The sequence below is a fragment of the Clostridium peptidivorans genome, assembly GCF_900205925.1.
In the GTDB taxonomy this organism is placed as follows: domain Bacteria; phylum Bacillota; class Clostridia; order Clostridiales; family Clostridiaceae; genus Clostridium_AK; species Clostridium_AK peptidivorans.
Genome location: NZ_OAOD01000010.1, coordinates 37,677 through 56,707, shown reverse-complemented (window position 1 = coordinate 56,707; position 19,031 = coordinate 37,677). Strand labels below are relative to the sequence as shown.

The window sequence follows — 19,031 nt, the reverse complement described above, 5'->3', positions numbered from 1 at the left end:
TATTACTCTCCTTCCACCTTAACAGTAATCTTCTTACAATTTGGATATTTTTCAAATAATGCCTTTGTAAGTTTTACTGTTTCCATTTCCCCTGGAGTAAGTATTCTTTTCTTTACATGCATCTCTCTTACTTCATCAAAGTAAACAGAAATATAATTATCTTTATAAACATCTCCAACTCTAAATCTTAGATCTATTAACTTATTTATATTTTCCGGGTTAATAAATTTAGGAACTGTATATCTAGCTCCACTTGTTGCAACTACTTCTATTCCAGCCTTATTGAAAGTTTGTCCGTTTATATATTTTGCAGCATTTTTTCCTGCATTTATACTTTCTTCTGTAACATAATCAACTAAGTCATGAACATGAAGTACATTTCCGCACGCAAAAACTCCTTCAATGTTAGTTTGAAGACTTTCGTTGACTATTGGTCCTCCTGTAACTTGTGATAACTCCACATCAGCCTTTGCAGACAATTCATTTTCTGGAACAAGACCTACTGATAAAAGTAGAGTATCACAAGGAATATACTCCTCTGTTCCTTTTATAGGCTTACGATTTTCATCCACCTTTGCTATAGTAACTCCTTCAAGCCTATCTTTTCCTTTTATATCAGTAACAGTGTGAGCAAGCTTTAATGGAATTCCAAAGTCATCTAAACATTGAACAATATTTCTCTTAAGCCCTCCTGAATATGGCATCAGTTCAACAACAGCCTTAACCTTAGCACCTTCTAAAGTCATTCTTCTTGCCATTATAAGTCCTATGTCTCCAGAACCAAGAATAACTACTTCCTTACCTGGCATGTATCCATCAATATTTACAAACTTTTGAGCGGCACCTGCAGAATATATGCCTGCACATCTACTTCCTGGTATGTTTATAGCCCCTCTTGGTCTTTCGCGACATCCCATAGCTAAAATTATAGCTTTTGCTTTAATTTCTAAAATACCATCTTCTTCGTTAACTGCTGTTATAATTTTATCTTTATTTATATCTATAACCATAGTATTTAATTTATATGGTACATTCATTTCTTTTACTTTATCTACAAATCTTTCAGCATACTCTGGTCCTGTAAGTTCTTCTTTAAAAGTATGAAGCCCGAATCCATTATGAATACATTGATTTAGTATTCCTCCAAGGCAATTGTCTCTCTCTAATATTAGTATGTCTTCTATTCCTGCTTCTCTTGCTCCTATTGCTGCAGCAAGACCTGCAGGGCCCCCACCTATTATTACTATATCATGCTGTCTCATTTTCCACTCCCCCAAACTATATTTCCTTATTTCTTCCTATTAATAACCTAGAGTCTCCACCAAACTTAGTGATCTCAATTTCAGGTATATTTAATTCTCTTGATAGAATTGAAACTATCTTTGTTGAGCAGAAACCTGATTGGCATCTTCCCATACCAGCTCTCGTTCTTCTTTTAACTCCATCTAAATCTCTTGCTCCAAGTGGTCTTCTTATAGCACTTAGTATTTCACCTTCTGTTACTGTTTCACATCTACATACCATCTTTCCGTAAGATGAATCTTTATTTATTAAATCTCTTCTTTCTTCATTATCCATTTCTCTAAATTTAGGAATTCCTTGTCTTATAGGATTAAATTTTTCATTTTTAGCTGGAGACAATTTTAGAGCTACTATGCCCTCAACCATTTTCGCTATGGCTGGTGCACTTGAAAGTCCTGGTGATTCTATCCCAGCTACATTTATGAATCCTTTTACATCTTCAGCTTCCCCTATTATAAAATCATCTGCTGTGCTGTGAGCTCTAAGTCCTGAAAAAGAAGTGATGACTTGTCTCACTGGTATCTCCTTTAAAGTCATCTTAGCTTTATTTAATATACCATCTAAGCCATCTTGAGTTGTACATATATCTGTTTTATCTTCTACATCTACTGCATTTGGTCCTATAAGCAAGTTTCCATCTACAGTAGGTGTTACTAGTACTCCTTTACCCATCTTTGTTGGTAGTTGGAAAAGAGTTCTTGTTGCCATAGCACCAGCTGCTTTATCAAAAAGGCAATATTCCCCTCTTCTAGCTATGATCTCTATTTTACTTTCACTTATCATATTATTTAAATCATCTGCAAATAATCCAGCTGCATTTATAACTATTCTACTTTTAAAACTACCTTCACTAGTTTCAATAATAAATCCATCTTCAATTTTTTCTATATTTTTAACTTCAGTATTAAGTTTAAATTCTACTCCATTTGCATATGCATTTTCAGCATAAGCTATAGTCATCTCATAAGGACATACAATTCCTCCGGTTGGTGCATATAAAGCTGCTACTACATTTTCATTTATGCTTGGCTCTAATTTCAATATTTCTTCTTTATTCAATATTTTGATTCCAGATACGCCATTATTTTCACCTTTTACTTTTAGTTCCTGTAATTTATCAACATCATTTTCATCAAAGCATAACACTAAAGAACCATTTCTCTTAAATGGGAAATCTAATTCCTTTGAAAGCATATCAAACATAGCATTTCCTTTTGCATTTAGCTTTCCTTTTAAAGTATTTGGCTTTGCATCAAAGCCTGCATGTACTATCCCACTATTAGCCTTAGATGTACCTGTTGCTACATCCGATTCCTTTTCTAATACACAAATATTTAAATTATATCTTGATAGCTCCCTTGCAATACTAGAACCTATAACCCCAGCTCCAACAATGATTATATCAAACATATTTTTCCTCCCTCTTTAATCAAAAAGAGCCATGACTAAAAAGGATATTTAACTATATCCTTTAAAATCATGGCTCTCTATACTCTGCCTTTTAGTATTATATTTTATACATTTATTATAGCATCATATTTTTTTGTAGTCAAGTTCTTCAAAAAACCCCTTTGACATATTTTATTTTACATATTCCATATATATTCCTTACTCGTAGATATACCTAATGCTCCTGCATTAATGCTTCCTATTACATCTTCTTTATCACTTATGAGTCCTCCTGTAATTATTGGTACATTTACCTGTCTTTTTATCTCCTTTGTGATTTTAGGCATAACTCCTGGCATAACCTCTATAGCATCTGGTCTTACAATGTTTATAGAATGTATTCCACTTTTTAGGGATAAATTATCTATTATAAATAAGCGTTGTATAGCAAATATGCCAAGCTCCTTAGCTATCTTTATTAAATTTGATTTAGTTGTTATTATTCCATCCGGTTTTATATTTTCTTTTATGTAGGTTAATGCATAGGAATCTCTTGCAAATCCATCCATTAAATCTACGTGTATATATATCTTCTTATCTTCTGCTTTTACTCTACTAACTATATCTTTAATATTGCATATATTTCCTGTAAGCAAAAAAATCACTTCACAAGGGGATTTTATAGCCTTCTCTAGAGTGGTCAGATCCTTTACAGCAGCTATTATCGGATTAATACTCAATCTATCATAAAAATCATTTTTCATATTTTCCACTCCCCATTATTTTCGTAATACCATTATAGCAAAAATATTTTAATAATAGTAATTTAGAAAAGTCTCTATCAATTGATTTTCACTATAGACTTTATTCTTATCTAAGTTTTATTCTTATATACTAGATGTTAATTCATAAAAATTCATATTTAACTTGACTTTCTACCTATTTTTAAACAATTTCTTATTTAGATAAGTTACAGCAGTTTAGTTTTAAAAATATTTAACCATCAATTAACTGAACTCAATTTGTAAATTCGCTTAATAAATTCTATGCCATAAGTCTTTTACATATTCTAAAATCTTAATTGCATTCAAAATCTACAAATGACTAAGAACAAAAATATATTTTCCCGAATATACTAACATTGTGATTATTTCGAAATAGGTGATTAACATCAAGCTAAATTCAGATATAAATATAAAAGATTTGGAGCTTATAGGCAAAGGTACCCAAGGAAAGGTATATAAAATAGACTCCCAAAAGTGCATAAAAGTTTTTAAAAGCAAGAAAGAGTGCAAGGATGAACTAAAAACTTTATTAATGGCTCAAACAGATATACATTTCCCTAGGGTTTACGAATCTGGTGTAAACTACATCATAAGGGAATATGTTAATGGTATTGAATTAAACGAATACTTATCAAAGCAAAAACTAACACAGCAAATCTCAATTAAGCTCATAGAACTATATGAGTCCATGGTTAAGGTTGGCTATTTGAGACTAGATGCAGCAATATTTCATATTTTTGTAATGCCTTCTGGTGAACTTAAGCTTATAGATACTGCTAAAGCAATGAAAAAAAAATCAACAATTCCAAATTTACTTATTAGTGGTCTAGATGATCTTGGATACAAAGAGGATTTCTTTAATTTTTTAAAAAGTAATAGACCAGATTTTTATATTCAATGGATAAATTACTCCAAGAAAAAATATAAAAAAATATATTGAATATCTATCTCTAAGGAAATTTGTCTCTTAAAAACACTTGAATCAGCTGTAGTGTTGACCCATATAGATAAATTATAAATAAAAATCACCATGAATCTCATGGTGATTTTATAATTATTCTACTGTAACTGATTTTGCTAAATTTCTTGGCTTATCAACGTCGCAGCCTTTTTGTACTGCTGAGTAATAAGAGAATAATTGAAGAGGTATTACTGAAAGTAATGGTGCAAATAATGGATTTATTCTTGGTAAATAAATCGCTGAATCCACTGTTTTTTCTATACTTTCATTTCCTTCAAATGTTATTCCAAGTACGTTAGCTCCTCTTGTTTTAACTTCTTTTACATTGCTTACCATTTTATCAAATAAATCATCTTGAGTTGCTAGTGCAACAACTATAGTTCCATCTTCTATTAAAGCTATTGGACCATGTTTTAACTCTCCACCTGCATAAGCTTCTGAGTGTATATAGGATATTTCCTTAAGCTTTAAAGATCCTTCCATAGCTACAGCATAGTCAAGTCCTCTTCCTAAGAAGAACATGTCCTTGTGCATGTATGTCTTTGCTGCAAACTTTTGTATTATTTCTTTATGATTTAAGCACTCTTCCGCTTTTTCAGGTAGTGTAAGCATTTCTTTCTTTAAGCCTTCTAATTCTTCTTCACTTAAAGTTTTCTTGTGTTGAGCAAAATATAGAGCAATTATATACATAGCTATTAGCTGAGTTTCATAAGCCTTTGTTGATGCAACTGCAATTTCTGGTCCTGCCCAAGTATACAATACGTCATCTGCTTCTCTTGAAACAGAACTTCCTACTACATTAGTTACAGCAATAACTCTTGCTCCACGATTTTTAGCTTCTCTTAATGCAGCTAAAGTATCTGCTGTTTCACCAGATTGACTTATAACTATCATTAATGTCTTTTCATCTATAATAGGATTTCTATATCTAAATTCTGAAGCTATATCTATTTCAACTGGTATTCTTGCTAATTTTTCTATAACATATTTTCCAACTACTCCTGCATGATAAGCAGTTCCACATGCTACTATATAAATCTTTGATATATTTTCTATTTGTTCATGAGTTATAGTTATGTCATCAAGTGTAACTGGTTTCCCAGGCATAACTCTTGATGTCATAGTGTCCTTTATAACCTTTGGCTGCTCATGAATTTCTTTTAGCATGAAATCTTCATATCCACCCTTTTCAGCAGCATCAGCATTCCATGTTACATGATATATATCCTTTTTTATCTCTTCCTTATCTTCTGTAAATAGCTTTATTCCATCTCTTGTCATTAAAACAAATTCTTTATCATTTAAAAGATAAATGTCTCTTGTATGATTTAATACCGCTGGAATATCTGATGCAATAAAGCACTCATCTTTTCCTAGTCCTACAATAAGTGGACTATCTTTTCTTACTGCTACAAGCTTATCTGGTTCCTTACTGCATACAACACCTATAGCATAGCTTCCTTCCATTTTAGAAACTGCCTTCATAACTGCATCTAATAAGTCGCCTTTATAGTAGTAATCTACTAAATGAGGTATAACTTCTGTATCTGTTTCAGATAAAAACTCATAACCCTTAGAAGTTAGCCATTCTCTTAAATTTATATAATTTTCAATTATACCATTGTGAACAACACTTATAGTCTCATCTGAATTACTATGAGGATGAGAATTTAAGTCAGATGGTTCACCATGAGTAGCCCATCTTGTATGTCCAATTCCAAGTGTTCCATCTAATGGACTATTATTTAACTTTGCTTCTAAATTTGCAAGTCTTCCCTTGCATTTTACTACATTGATATCATCACTGTCAGTGTCCATTATAGCAACACCTGCTGAATCATATCCTCTATATTCTAATTTTGAAAGCCCTTCAACTAAAAGTGAAGATGCCTGTCTTTTACCTATATAACCTACTATTCCGCACATAATTTACTCTTCCTTTCAAATTTAATTTTAATATGATATACCTTAGGTATATGAAAGTTTTTAACACCTGGCTTATTTTGTGCCTAAAATCACTTTTAGGTTTTATAAGCCGTTAACGGTAGTGCGCTACCGTGGGGCACCCGCCGAAGAATCGATACTCCCCATCCTCGTCAACTCCAATGGAGTCCTGGCGCTTTAAATTATATTTTATATTCTATTCTCCTCCCCTCTTTAATGTTACATTTATAAGCATAAAAAAACCATCACTATATTATATTTTATAATCTGATTTTTTGTCAACCATACTATAGCATTGTTATTACTTTGTTTAATATTTAAAACTCATTATAAAGCCCCTAAAATCATATTTAAAGATTCTAAGGGCTTTATTGCTTATTTCTTGCTATTTATTAAACTCAATCTTAAATTTCAAATCTTCCCTAAATTCAACATTACTAAAATCATTGGTATATATTGTATACTTCTTATTGCTATCTAATGCTTCAAATACCTTTGTAAATTCATTAGGATTTTGTTCATCTTTTCTTATGTTATAGTCTTTTATTTTAATATTTTCCCCATGCTCATCTTTTATAAGAAGATCTGATGCTTGAAAATAAGGCGCTTTACCTTCAGCTGTATATTTGACTATAGTCTTATCGTTTTCTGTTTTTATTCCCTTTATTATAAGTTTGCCCACTTTACCTTGAGAAAGTTCTATTGGATATATTCCATCTATAACTTTACTTATTTCTTTAGGTTTCTCTGTTTTTATGGTAATTGGTGTTTCTTTTCCATTTTTATCTACACTCACGCCTCCTCCTGCTGAAGGAATAATTTTACATGGAACAATAGTTAAATACTTAGGAATATTTTTCATGCTTACATAATTCATTTCGCTAGTGAAAGTTTTTTCTTTTAAATTACCACTTCCACCACCAAGACCCTTTGGAGTAAGTTCTATTCCCTTATCATCAAAAGCAATCCAGTAATCATAATCTAACAGCGCCCTATCTCTTTCATACTTAGATTTTCCACTTATAAAAATAGAAGTATCTATAGGAGAAAACACTACTTTATCTACATTTACACTGCTATCAGGAAAATCAATTTTATTCTTCGGATTAAATACAGTACTACTTTTTAGTAATTCCTCTTTTGATATACTAAATGCAAATTCCCATTTTCCCTTTATATCTCCTATATCCGTAACCTTTAAATCAATATTAAATATATCAGAACTTTGAGGTATTTTAGTATGAATTTCTTCAGTTCCTACATAAGTATAATCGTCAATATAACTTCCTGCAGCACTACCATGTGATCCACCATCAGGTCTTTTTCCATTTATCTTTAGTGAACTTAGCGTAAACATTTCTAAATCACTTATCTTTTTATCGCTTTTTATTGTATAACCTAAGATCAATTTTGAATCATCAGCTAGTACCTCATTTATAGTAAGAGTTATTCCATTATCCGTAGCACTTTGACTTACATCTTGAGAATACTTAGCATAGTCTCCACTAAATCCAAATTTGTCATTAATCGTCTGGGTTATAGAGTTTAAAATGGGTATATTTTTTGCAAAGGCAGGTGATACTGTTCCTATACCTATGATGCTTACTAAACTTATAGCTGCTGCTATAGAACCATACTTTAATGCTTTAAATCTCTTTTGTTCTTTTATTCTTTTGTTTAAATTTTTCTTTATTCTTTCCTTTTTAATAGTAGGTATTTCTTCATTCATATCATTAAATTCATCTTCTTCAACCTTTATTTCATTAAATAACTTAAATATATCTTTTTCTTCTAAATTAAAACTCTTATTATCCATTATTATATATCTCCCTTCAGAAGTATAAGCTTTTCCTTTAAAAATTTTCGTCCTCTTGAAAGTCTCTTATCCACTAAATTTCTCTCCACACCAAAAGCTTTAGCTATGTTTTCTATTCCCTCATATAAAAAATATCTCCTAATAAATATTTCTCTATCCTCATCTTTCATGCCATCTATTGCTTTCAAAAGCTCTTGTCTATTTTCTTTTGATATTATAATTTTTTCTGTACTAACTTCATCAAAAATAGTGCAATCATCTATACATTCAACAGTACTTTCCTTAAAGAATTTTCTTTTATAGTCTATAGCTTTATATTTTGATATAGCAGTAATCCAATATTTGAAACTTCCTTTTTTTTCATCAAAACTTTCAATATTGTTCCACACAGCCCAAAACACATCATTTACACATTCCTCTATATGCTGAGAGTGAAAACTTGAATTTAGTACACTATATGCAACTTTAAAAACTAGCTTACTGTAGTTGTCCACTGCAAATTCCAATGCTCTTGGATTTTTCTTTTTTATTTGTGCTATAAAATTATTCTCATCTATATTCACATTTTTTCCTCCTTAAGAAGCTTCTCATAAATTAATACGAGGATAAATCTGGTTCTCTGACATTAAATTTCATATTTTATTCGATATATAAAAAAGGCATGAGATAATCCCATGCCTTTATATATTTCTTTTAATTATTTGCCTTTTTTTCAATAAGTGCAGCTAAGCTATGCGCTATTTCATCTATCTCAGCTTGATTTTCTCCTTCAAGCATTACCCTTACTAATGGTTCTGTACCTGAAGGTCTTATAAGAACTCTTCCGTTACCCTCCATTTTTTCTTCTATATTTTTAATTTCTGATGCTATTTCTTCATCTGTTATATATATATCCTTTTTGTCGTTAGGTATTTTTGCATTTACAAGCACTTGAGGAAGCTCTTTCATTATAGAAGCTAATTCAGATAATTTCTTACCAGTATTTTTTATAATAGCTGATAATTGAAGTCCTGTAATAAGCCCATCTCCAGTTGTATTATAATCTAAGAAAATAATATGTCCAGATTGTTCTCCTCCAATTTTATATCCATCCTTAACCATTTCTTCAAGTACATATCTATCGCCTACTTTAGTAGTTATAAATTTGATGCCTTCTTTTTTCATGGCTATATGCATACCTAGATTACTCATAACAGTTATAACAATAGTATCCTTATCTAATTTCCCTGTGTCCTTCATATACTTACCACAAACGGACATTATAAAATCTCCATTTATTAATTTTCCACTTTCATCTACTGCTAAACATCTATCTGCATCCCCGTCAAAGGCTAATCCTAAGTCACATCCTTTTTTTACGACATAATCCATTAGCTCTTCTGGATGGGTAGATCCACAGTTTTTATTTATATTAAATCCGTCGGGATCATTATTTATAACCACAACTTCTGCGCCTAATGCCCTAAAGGTTTGAACTGCTGTTTCATAAGATGCTCCATTTGCACAATCCAATGCAACCTTTAGCCCTTTTAAATCTGTGTCTATTGTTGACTTTGCAAACTCTATATAATCTTCTATAGCTGCTTCTTCAACAATCTTTCTTCCTATATTTTCACCTATAGGTGAAGGTACTCCTTCAAAGTTTTCTTCTATCACTGCTTGTATTTTATCTTCTAACTCATCAGAAAGTTTATATCCGTTTTTGTTAAAAAACTTTATTCCATTATATTCTACAGGATTATGAGAAGCTGAAATTACAACTCCTGCATCTGCTCCATATTTTCTTGTTAAATATGCTATAGCTGGAGTCGGTACAATTCCTACACAAACTGCTTCAGCTCCTACAGAAAGTATCCCTGATACTAATGCACTTTCAAGCATGTGTCCTGATATCCTTGTATCCATTCCTACTAAAATTTTAGGCTTATGAGTACCTTCTGTTAGTATATGTGCACCTGCTCTTCCTAAATCGTATGCAAGTCTTGATGTAAGTTCTAGATTTGCTATTCCTCTTACTCCATCCGTTCCAAACATTCTATCCATAGATAAATACCTCTCTTTTCTATGTTCTGTGTAATATAAGTTTATACAATTTTATTGTTAAAATTCAAACATATACACCTATTATAATACAATTCATGCATTATCTCAACAAAAGGCCTGTTAGTTAATTCGACAAAAGCAAAGGCCTGGCACTTATGGCCAGACCTTTATAATCAATATAATTATTTATATTCTTTTGCTTTTTCTTCTCCTGCTAGCACTCTTATTGCTCCTTGAGCTAATGCTAATAATTCATCTTCTCCAGGATATGGTACTACAGGTGCTATGAATTCAACCATTTTCTTAATTTCAGCTACTACATATTTACTGTAAGCAATTCCTCCAGTTAATATTATAGCATCTACTTTTCCAGATAAAACAGCTGCACATTTTCCTATTTCTTTACCCATTTGATATATAAATGCGTCTAATATAAGTCTATATTCCTTATATTCTTCGCCACCTTCTAATCCTTTAGTTTCAACGTCTCTAAAGTCATTTGTTCCAAGGTATGCTACTGTACCGCCTTTTCCATTTATCTTTTTAATCATTTCTGGTAAAGTATATTTTCCTGAGTAACAAAGTCTTACTAAATCTCCTATTGGAACTCCGCCACTTCTTTCTGGTGAGAATGGGCCTTCTCCATCTAGTGCATTGTTTACATCAATGATTCTTCCACCCTTGTGTGCTCCAACAGATGAACCACCACCCATGTGAGCTACTATTAAGCTTACATCTGAATAATCTTTTCCGTTTTCTTTAGCATATTTTCTTGCAACAGCTTTTTGATTTAAAGCATGGAATATACTAGTTCTTTCTATTTCTGGCATACCAGAAATTCTTGCTACATCTTGAAGCTCGTCTACAACAACAGGGTCTACTATAAATGCTGGTATATTAAGTGATTTAGCAATTTCATTTGCAATTATTCCACCTAAGTTTGAAGCATGCTGTCCACGTACGCTTACTTTAAGGTCATGAAGCATAGTTTCATTTACAGCATATGTGCCTCCTTCGATAGGTTTTAAAAGTCCGCCTCTTCCTACTACTGCACTTAAAGTATTTATGTCAAATCCCTTTTCCTTTAGTATATTTAATATAACTTCTTGTCTAAAATGGAATTGATCATATACAGTTTCGTATTTTCCTATTTCCTCTGAAGAATGTCTTAAAGTTTCTTCTAATAGTAACTTTTCATCTTCAAATACTCCTATTTTTGTAGAAGTAGAACCTGGGTTTATTATCAATAATTTGTATGACATTTTATTACCTCCATATATTATAATTATAAATTATTTCTTCATATTGTTAGCTACTAATGCTGCAAGAGCTATTGAATACATCTTTGTTTCATGGCTGTCATTTCTAGAAGTTAATACAACTGGTGCAGTTGTTCCTACAAGTAAGCATCCATTTTTAGAATCAGTTGTATAAGTTAAAGTTTTATACATTATGTTACCTGCATGGATATTTGGAAGTAATAATACATCTGCCTTTCCAGCTACTTCTCCTGTAACCTTCTTATGCTTTGCAGCTTCTTCAGATAATGCATTATCAAGCGCGAAAGGTCCATCTACAACGCATCCCTTTATCTGTCCTCTATCGCTCATTTTTGCAAGTAAGGAAGCTTCTATAGTTTCAGGCATCTTTGGATTTACAACCTCTACAGCACATACTGCAGCAACTTTAGGCTTTTCTATTCCAAGTGCATGTGCAACTGATGCAGCATTATGTATTATATCAACTTTCTCCTTTAGTTCAGGATATGTATTAAATGCAACATCTGTTAATAATAATAATCTATCAAATTTCGCTGTTTCAAAAACTGCTACGTGGGACATAGTTTTTCCTGTTCTAAGTCCAATTTCTTTATTTAAAACAGATCTTAAGAAAGTTGCTGTATCAACTAATCCCTTCATTAACATATCTGCTTTGCCTGTAGATACTAATTCTACAGCCTTTAATGATGCTTTTGCAACATTTGGCTCGTCTATTATTTCAAAGTCACTTAAGTCCATTCCTATTTTGTCCGCTATCTTTTCTATCTCTGCTTTGTGTCCTACTAATATTGCATCAGCAATGCCATTTTTCTTTGCATCTCTAACAGCTTCAAGAACTGGCTCATCTTGTGCTACCGCTACTGCTACTTTTTTAGTTTCAAGACTCTTAAGCTTCTGCAAAACTTCATCAAAACTTCTAATCATTGAAATACACCTCTTTATAATTATTTATGATTGATAAATTTTTAACTATCTAAACTGATATAATATCTCATATTTATTGTACCAAATATTTTCATAAAATCACTGTTTTTCAGAAAATTAAATCATTAAATTTTAGCTTTGACTTAAATAAGTGAACTGTACACATTATTTAAATCAAAGCTTATGATTATATTATAGGCGTCCATTCTTTCATTATACTTTCTGCTACTCTTAATCCATCTACTGCTGCAGATATTATTCCGCCTGCATATCCTGCACCTTCTCCTGCTGGATAAAGTCCTTTCAATGAAATACTCTGTAAGTTTTCATTTCTTGTAATTCTTACTGGAGCAGAAGTTCTAGTTTCTATTCCTGTAAGCACTGTATCCTTATCTCCAAAACCTTTTATTTTCTTATCAAAGTTTATAAAACCATCCTTTAGGGACTCTATTACATAGGAAGGCAGACATTTTCTTAAATCTGAAAACTCATATCCTGGTTTATATGTAGGTTCCACTTTCCCTATACTTTTACTTATCTCATCTTTCATAAAATCTCCTAAAAGCTGTACTGGTGCAATATAGCTATTTGTAATTTTATATGCTAAACTTTCATAATATCTTTGAAATTCCATTCCCTTTAATGGGCTATTCCCTTCAAAATCCTCTGGCTTTACAGATACAACTATTGCTGAATTTGCATTTTTTCCATCTCTTTTATGATAACTCATTCCATTAGTTACAATTTTATTTTTCTCTGAAGAAGCTGCTACAACGTACCCTCCAGGGCACATGCAAAAGCTATATATTGATCTTCCTGTCTTTTCACTTGTATATGCAAGTCTATAGTCTGCTGCCTTAAGTCTTGGATGTCCTGCATATTTTCCATATTGATTTTCATCAATAAAGGATTGAAGATGTTCTGCCCTTACTCCTATTGCAAATGGCTTAGGCTCTAAAAATATATTTTTATTGTATAAAAGCTCATAGGTATCTCTTGCACTATGACCTATGGAAAGTATCGCAACTTCACAAGGTATTTCTTTATCATTAACTACTATAGCTTTTAAGTTATCATCTTTAATAACAATATCTTTCATTTGATGATTAAAGTAAACTTCTCCACCTAATCTTATTATTTCTTCTCTAATATTTTTTACAACTTCTTTTAATATATCAGTACCTATATGAGGTTTTCCCATATACTTTATTTCCTCTGGTGCCCCACACTTTACAAATTCCTCTAAAACAAAGTCACATCTTGAATCCTTTATTCTAGTAGTTAACTTTCCGTCAGAAAAAGTTCCTGCTCCACCTTCACCAAATTGAACGTTAGATCCCTCTTTTAACATTCCTTCTGTCCAAAACTTATCAATGGATTTAGTTCTTTCTTCTACTGCTTCTCCTCTTTCCACTATTATAGGCTTATACCCCTTTTGGGATAGTAAAAGGCCAGCAAACATCCCTGCTGGCCCCATGCCTATAATTACTGGTCTGTGACTTAGCTTCTTTTCTCCAAAGGGAAAATTCTCCTCATAATTTTGTTCTTCTATTTTTATATCTTTATCATTTGCTTTTAAAACTACCTTTTCTTCATCATCACAAATAACCTCTACAGCATAATTAATCTTAATAAGATTTTTTCTTCTTGCATCTACGGATTCTTTTAATATTTTAAAATCTCTAATATATTTCGTTGGAAGCTTTAATTTTTTAGCTGCTTTACATTTTAAAATTGATATATCTTCATCTATATCTAATGCTATGTTGTTTATTTTAATTGCCATTTATAGCTTCTACCACCTTTTTCTTTATAGTTACATTTATATTACTTGGAGTTACTGAAACTAAACTAACGTTACTTGGTACATTCACACCTACAGGAAGAGAATGTGTGCCTTCTTTTAAAGAACTTAAATCTATATGACTTTCTAATGTTGTTATATTGTTTAGAATATCTGATGTCCCTTTTATTGTAATATTAACCTGTGAACTATCTGATGTTACATCATAGTCTTCACTTTTATTTATAAATTTAACCGTTGATGGTATGGTTTTTTGTGAAATATTATTTGAAGTTATTTTCACCTTTACATATCCATTATTATTTATAAGAGTAACTCCTTCGGGTACTATTAATTTTGTGTCAATTTCATCTTTAGACAGCGTAGATAAGTCTATTGCTTCAGTATTTATAGATGTAATAGAATTTATAATGGTATCCTCTCCAGTTATCTCTATAGAGCTAGGAATAGAAATAATGCTATCTAAAATTCTATCTGTTAACTTCCCTGTTGTTTTAACTGTCACAGGTATACTTTTAATTTTTTTTATTGGAACTTTAACATTTATATATGCAGGCTCTACTTTCACATAGTCTACAACATTATTGTTTTTATCTATAGGTTTTAATGAAACTGATTGCTGTAAGTCCGAAGTTCTATTACTTATATTATATTTTGCTACCACCGCATCTACTTTTTCAACATATCTAGCCGCTCCTGTTATTTTCGCAGAGTTTTCATTTACATTTGTATTTGAAGCATAATATCCTTCTTTTGCTTTACCTTCTATATCTACCTTAATAGGTACCATTTTTTCTTTAAGTTCATCTACTTCAACTTTTGCCCATAGATTTTCAGTATTTACTACTTTAATATTATTTGGAATTTCCTTAAGCTCTACAGGGATAATATTTTCTCCCTTTTTTAACACGTATGCTCCTAAATCAATTACTACTTTAAATTGATCTTCTGTAACAGAATATACATCACTTGCTGTTCCCTTTAATGTTAACGTTATGGAAGGATTCTGCCCAGGAATTAGAGTTAAATTTGATTGCCCTATTGCATCTGCATTCATTAAGACTACTGGAATACTTTTCTTATACGTTCTTATAGGATTTAATACGTTGGTAGTATATAACCACAATCCAAAAGCAGCAATAAGGCAACATATTTTTATAATTAGCTGCTCTTTTTTGTTTCTCTCATCCATGCTACCACCCGCTCTTTAAAATTTAATTTTCTACTTTGAGTCTTCTTAATTATTCTCATAAGTATATCTTTAAGTCTTGCTTTATCATAATTTCTAGTTAAATTACCATTAACAGCTAGAGATATAGTTCCTGTTTCTTCTGAAACTACTATAATTATTGCATCTGAGCTTTCGGATATGCCAAGTGCTGCCCTGTGTCTTGTTCCCAGTGCTCTATTTAATTCATTATTACTTGTAAGTGGCAAAAAGCATCCAGAAGAAATTATTCTATCGTTCCTTATTATAGTTGCTCCATCATGAAGAGGAGTGTTTACTACAAATATGTTTTCAAGGAGAGCTGAAGATACCAGTGAATCTAGTTTAGTTCCTGTATTTATAATTTCACCAAGTCCTGTCAATCTTTCAATTACTATTAATGCTCCTGTTTTTTCTCTAGATAAACTTTCTACAGCATTAACTATTTCCTCTATTACTTTTGCCATTGTCTCTTCATCTTGCAAAATATGTTTATCGATAAAAGCACTTCTCCCTATATGTTCTAAGCCTCTACGAATTTCAGGTTGAAATATAATAATAAAAGAAAGTACTCCTATTGTAATTGTATTGCTTAAAATCCAGTAAAGCATTTCAAGTCTTAATACTTTACTTATCGGAATAAGTATTATTATAAGTATAATACCTTTTAAAAGTTGTTCTGCTCTAGTTTCCCTAATTAGCATATATCCTTTATAAAAAAGATATGATACCGCTAAAATATCTAATATAGAAGATACATTTATATTTTTTATTGCATTTACCATCACTTGTAATATCTCCAATATCTTCACCTCCTTATTTCTTTAATCACATTAATAATTATACACTATACTTAGCCGTTTATATAAGTTTATTAAGTAAAATTTATTAAATTGTTAATAAAAATTTTTAAAAGTAATTTTATTAAATTATAGTGAATATTATAACTAGAAGGGGGGATTAAAATGAAAAATAAAAAGCTTATTATTGTCATTGTAATATTTGCTCTATTACTAATTATAGGTAATTTATTTAACGTATATTCATTATTAAAAAATTTTAATAAAGACAGCTCTAAAAAAGTACTACATATTAGTATAACATCTATTAATAATACTAATAATAAAACCTCAAATTTAATAAAAAAACAAAGCATAGATATAGAAAAATCAAGGAAAGAGCTTCCAATCATAATAAAAGAGTTAAAAGAAGTTAAAGATAATTTAAATAATATAGAAACAAATAATCCAAATCATACTGAATATGGCAACTTATTGCAAGGATTAAATTATAATATACATATATACGAACAACTTGCTGCGATATTTGCTAATCCTCAGGGAGGAGATATGGACAAGGCCTTAATTACTTTAAAAAATTTCAACAACAAATGTCTTTATCACTATTCACTTTTTCATACTAATAGATTAAGTATTTCATTAACTGATAAAAGTAAGACTTATATAAATAATTGCACTTCTTATATAGACGACCTTATTAGAATCAGAAAAACCAACGAAATTAATGCTGCTCAATATAAAGAATTTATTAATTCTATGGATGAAATTTTAAGTTCCTTTGTAAATGTTAAAATGAATTACAATGATTATGTAGATAGATTAAACAAAAACCTTAGCTTAGATTCATTAATGGAAATAGTTGACTCAAATGTGGAAGAAGTTCAAGAAATAAAAACTGAATTTTCTAAACTAACTGTTCCCTCTAATTCCGTATATATATATGAACTATTTTTAACTACTTTAAATAATTACATTTCATATATACAAAATTTTAAATTAGATGTTATTTCTTATCAAAATCAAAAAGAAACATCTAATCATACCAAAGAAGTAACTTCTACTTATAATGAAACAGAAGTGTCATATAGTACACTAAATAATAACTTTAACTCTTTTGTAGACTCCTATGAAAAATTTAAAGAAGATACTATGAATTAATATGTATTTTTTATGATATTTCGGGCACAATATCATTAGCCTAAGTAAAAAAACACGGGGGAACCAAGTTTTGGGGTGAATCGTATTTAATACGAAGGTTAACCTTTACCTAATCCGTCAGCTAACCCCGTCGGTAAAAGGAGAGAAATACATATGAAAAAGATAATCAGTATAATTTTAACTTCTTATCTTTTATTATTGTCCAGTACCACAAGTTTGGCTGCGATGCCTCAGCCAGATATAGACTGTGACTTATTTAATGACCAAAGTATTGCAGTGGAAGTTTTTGGGGAAAATAAAGGTAAAATTTATATAACTAATGAAGATATATATTTGATGGCTCAAGTGGTCCATGGAGAAAGTCGCGGAGAGCCTTATGAGGGTAAAGTTGCTGTAGCATCCGTAATATTGAACAGGGTGAAAAATCCTAGTTTTCCTAAATCAGTGTCAGGTGTAATAAAGCAGCCTTATGCATTTTCTTGTGTGAAAAACGGAGTTATCAATTTAACTCCTGATAAAGATAGCTATAATGCTGTCATAGATGCATTAAATGGCATAGATCCTACAAATAAAGCTGTATTTTTTTATAACCCTAAAATAGCTACCTGTGGATGGATGAAAAACATTGATAAAAGTAATAAAAAGGTTATAGGTAATCATGTATTTTTTGTAGTAAAATAAATTTATCATACTAATTTAAATAAACTTAGCCTATGAGGAATTCCTCATAGGCTTTAAATATTTCACTATAAGCTTACTTTTTTAATGAATCAATATATGAAACAGCATTTAATGCTGCTACTTGGCCTTCCCCAGCAGATTTTAGATATTGATAAGGCTTTCCTACACAATCTCCTGCTGCAAAACATCCAGGTATATTTGTCTTCATTTCTCTATCAACTTTTATATGTCCATTCTCCATTTCGAGACCTGGCACCAACTGTGCTGGAGATACACTATCCTTTAACACAAATAACCCATCTGTTTCTATTTCAGAATCCTTTAAAATAAGCTTTTCTACCTTAGCTTCTCCCTGTATTTCAACAGGCTTATCTTTTATTAATTCAATGCTATTCTTTAATTCATATTCTGCGTTGTACATAGGTATATAGTTTACTTTGGAAGCTAACTCACTTACAAAATTGGCTTCTTCTTCTGCTTCCCTATTATATCCTATAATAGTTACAACCTTTCCCTTATATAAAGGAGCATCACATGTAGCACAGTATCCTACTCCTCTTCCAAGTAACTCTTCTTCACCCTTTAACGGCTTTGTAAATTCCATTCCTGTTGCGATAATCACTGTAGTAGCTTCATAAGTCTTATCATTAGCCATTATCGCAAAATAATCTCCCATTCCATAAACTGCTGTAATCTTTTCAGTTGTTATTTGTATATTCATTGATTCTAAATGATCTTTAAAGTTTTCCTTAAGATCTTTTCCAGTTATATCATAAAACCCTAAATAATTATTCACCTTAGGTGCTTTTATTAGTTTATTACTTAAATTTTCAGTTCCAAATATAATAAACTCTTTATTTCTTATTTTAGCATTTATAGCTGAAGAAAGTCCCGCTGGTCCACTTCCTATTATAGCTATATCATATCGTTTAGTCAT

The 19,031-nt window shown here is 31.0% G+C and carries 16 protein-coding genes and 1 riboswitch; of the genes, 3 read left to right on the top strand and 13 right to left on the bottom strand.

All coding sequences use genetic code 11. From position 1 onward, the window contains the following. Positions 1–2: 2 nt before the first annotated feature. From CRN98_RS09905 to CRN98_RS09895, 3 genes are all read right to left on the bottom strand, one after another. On the bottom strand, positions 3–1,262 hold the full coding sequence (locus tag CRN98_RS09905; protein ID WP_097027258.1) for an NAD(P)/FAD-dependent oxidoreductase: 1,260 nt from the start codon (positions 1,260–1,262) through the stop codon (positions 3–5). Positions 1,263–1,278: 16 nt separating this feature from the next. Beyond that, complete coding sequence (locus tag CRN98_RS09900; protein ID WP_097027257.1) at positions 1,279–2,712, bottom strand: NAD(P)/FAD-dependent oxidoreductase; 1,434 nt, start codon at positions 2,710–2,712, stop codon at positions 1,279–1,281. A 176-nt stretch (positions 2,713–2,888) separates the two neighbouring features. Then, a complete protein-coding gene (locus CRN98_RS09895) occupies positions 2,889–3,455 on the bottom strand; it encodes a glycerol-3-phosphate responsive antiterminator (RefSeq protein WP_097027256.1) in 567 nt (188 codons plus the stop codon). Between the two features lie 397 nt (positions 3,456–3,852). Here CRN98_RS09895 and CRN98_RS09890 point away from each other — a divergent pair, with 397 nt between their 5' ends. Then, on the top strand, positions 3,853–4,416 hold the full coding sequence (locus CRN98_RS09890; protein ID WP_242960890.1) for a hypothetical protein: 564 nt from the start codon (positions 3,853–3,855) through the stop codon (positions 4,414–4,416). A 114-nt stretch (positions 4,417–4,530) separates the two neighbouring features. Here CRN98_RS09890 and glmS read toward each other — a convergent pair whose 3' ends face one another. From glmS to cdaA, 9 genes are all read right to left on the bottom strand, one after another. Then, a complete protein-coding gene (gene glmS / locus CRN98_RS09885) occupies positions 4,531–6,363 on the bottom strand; it encodes a glutamine--fructose-6-phosphate transaminase (isomerizing) (RefSeq protein WP_097027255.1) in 1,833 nt (610 codons plus the stop codon). 403 nt (positions 6,364–6,766) lie between these two features. Further along, positions 6,767–8,200 carry a DUF4179 domain-containing protein gene (locus CRN98_RS09880; RefSeq protein WP_179632095.1) on the bottom strand — a complete coding sequence of 478 codons (1,434 nt, stop codon included), beginning with the start codon at positions 8,198–8,200 and terminating at the stop codon, positions 6,767–6,769. Further along, a complete protein-coding gene (locus tag CRN98_RS09875) occupies positions 8,200–8,760 on the bottom strand; it encodes a sigma-70 family RNA polymerase sigma factor (protein WP_097027253.1) in 561 nt (186 codons plus the stop codon). The genes CRN98_RS09880 and CRN98_RS09875 overlap by 1 nt, the downstream gene beginning before the upstream one ends. Positions 8,761–8,890: 130 nt before the next feature. After that, positions 8,891–10,240, bottom strand: a complete 1,350-nt coding sequence (gene glmM / locus CRN98_RS09870; protein WP_097027252.1) for a phosphoglucosamine mutase — start codon at positions 10,238–10,240, stop codon at positions 8,891–8,893. Positions 10,241–10,422: 182 nt separating this feature from the next. Continuing rightward, positions 10,423–11,502 (bottom strand): butyrate kinase, encoded by a 1,080-nt coding sequence (gene buk, locus CRN98_RS09865; protein ID WP_097027251.1) that lies wholly within the window; start codon positions 11,500–11,502, stop codon positions 10,423–10,425. Positions 11,503–11,532: 30 nt separating this feature from the next. Beyond that, positions 11,533–12,444, bottom strand: coding sequence for a phosphate butyryltransferase (gene ptb / locus CRN98_RS09860; protein WP_097027250.1), 912 nt, complete (start codon positions 12,442–12,444; stop codon positions 11,533–11,535). A gap of 187 nt (positions 12,445–12,631) precedes the next feature. Further along, the gene (locus CRN98_RS09855) at positions 12,632–14,230 is read right to left on the bottom strand and encodes an NAD(P)/FAD-dependent oxidoreductase (RefSeq protein ID WP_097027249.1); all 1,599 of its coding nucleotides are present in this window, start codon (positions 14,228–14,230) and stop codon (positions 12,632–12,634) included. Then, a complete protein-coding gene (locus CRN98_RS09850; protein WP_097027248.1) occupies positions 14,220–15,440 on the bottom strand; it encodes a CdaR family protein in 1,221 nt (406 codons plus the stop codon). The genes CRN98_RS09855 and CRN98_RS09850 overlap by 11 nt, the downstream gene beginning before the upstream one ends. Continuing rightward, positions 15,410–16,258, bottom strand: coding sequence for a diadenylate cyclase CdaA (cdaA, locus tag CRN98_RS09845; protein WP_097027247.1), 849 nt, complete (start codon positions 16,256–16,258; stop codon positions 15,410–15,412). Before cdaA ends, CRN98_RS09850 begins: the two co-directional genes overlap by 31 nt. A gap of 162 nt (positions 16,259–16,420) precedes the next feature. Here cdaA and CRN98_RS09840 point away from each other — a divergent pair, with 162 nt between their 5' ends. After that, positions 16,421–17,413, top strand: coding sequence for a hypothetical protein (locus CRN98_RS09840; protein ID WP_097027246.1), 993 nt, complete (start codon positions 16,421–16,423; stop codon positions 17,411–17,413). Positions 17,414–17,440: 27 nt separating this feature from the next. Beyond that, positions 17,441–17,563: riboswitch (cyclic di-AMP (ydaO/yuaA leader) on the top strand. Positions 17,564–17,566: 3 nt separating this feature from the next. Continuing rightward, complete coding sequence (locus CRN98_RS09835; protein ID WP_097027245.1) at positions 17,567–18,094, top strand: cell wall hydrolase; 528 nt, start codon at positions 17,567–17,569, stop codon at positions 18,092–18,094. A gap of 73 nt (positions 18,095–18,167) precedes the next feature. Here the strand turns inward: CRN98_RS09835 and CRN98_RS09830 are convergent, their stop codons facing one another. Further along, entirely contained in the window at positions 18,168–19,031 is an 864-nt protein-coding gene (locus CRN98_RS09830) for an NAD(P)/FAD-dependent oxidoreductase (protein ID WP_097027244.1), read from the bottom strand.

Coding starts and splice junctions, on each gene's coding strand:
- CRN98_RS09905 (WP_097027258.1), bottom strand. CDS start 1,262: ATGAGACAGCATGATATAGTAATAATAGGTGGGGGCCCTGCAGGTCTT.
- CRN98_RS09900 (WP_097027257.1), bottom strand. CDS start 2,712: ATGTTTGATATAATCATTGTTGGAGCTGGGGTTATAGGTTCTAGTATT.
- CRN98_RS09895 (WP_097027256.1), bottom strand. CDS start 3,455: ATGAAAAATGATTTTTATGATAGATTGAGTATTAATCCGATAATAGCT.
- glmS (WP_097027255.1), bottom strand. CDS start 6,363: ATGTGCGGAATAGTAGGTTATATAGGTAAAAGACAGGCATCTTCACTT.
- glmM (WP_097027252.1), bottom strand. CDS start 10,240: ATGGATAGAATGTTTGGAACGGATGGAGTAAGAGGAATAGCAAATCTA.
- buk (WP_097027251.1), bottom strand. CDS start 11,502: ATGTCATACAAATTATTGATAATAAACCCAGGTTCTACTTCTACAAAA.
- ptb (WP_097027250.1), bottom strand. CDS start 12,444: ATGATTAGAAGTTTTGATGAAGTTTTGCAGAAGCTTAAGAGTCTTGAA.
- CRN98_RS09855 (WP_097027249.1), bottom strand. CDS start 14,230: ATGGCAATTAAAATAAACAACATAGCATTAGATATAGATGAAGATATA.
- CRN98_RS09850 (WP_097027248.1), bottom strand. CDS start 15,440: ATGGATGAGAGAAACAAAAAAGAGCAGCTAATTATAAAAATATGTTGC.
- CRN98_RS09840 (WP_097027246.1), top strand. CDS start 16,421: ATGAAAAATAAAAAGCTTATTATTGTCATTGTAATATTTGCTCTATTA.
- CRN98_RS09835 (WP_097027245.1), top strand. CDS start 17,567: ATGAAAAAGATAATCAGTATAATTTTAACTTCTTATCTTTTATTATTG.
- CRN98_RS09830 (WP_097027244.1), bottom strand. CDS start 19,031: ATGACTAAACGATATGATATAGCTATAATAGGAAGTGGACCAGCGGGA.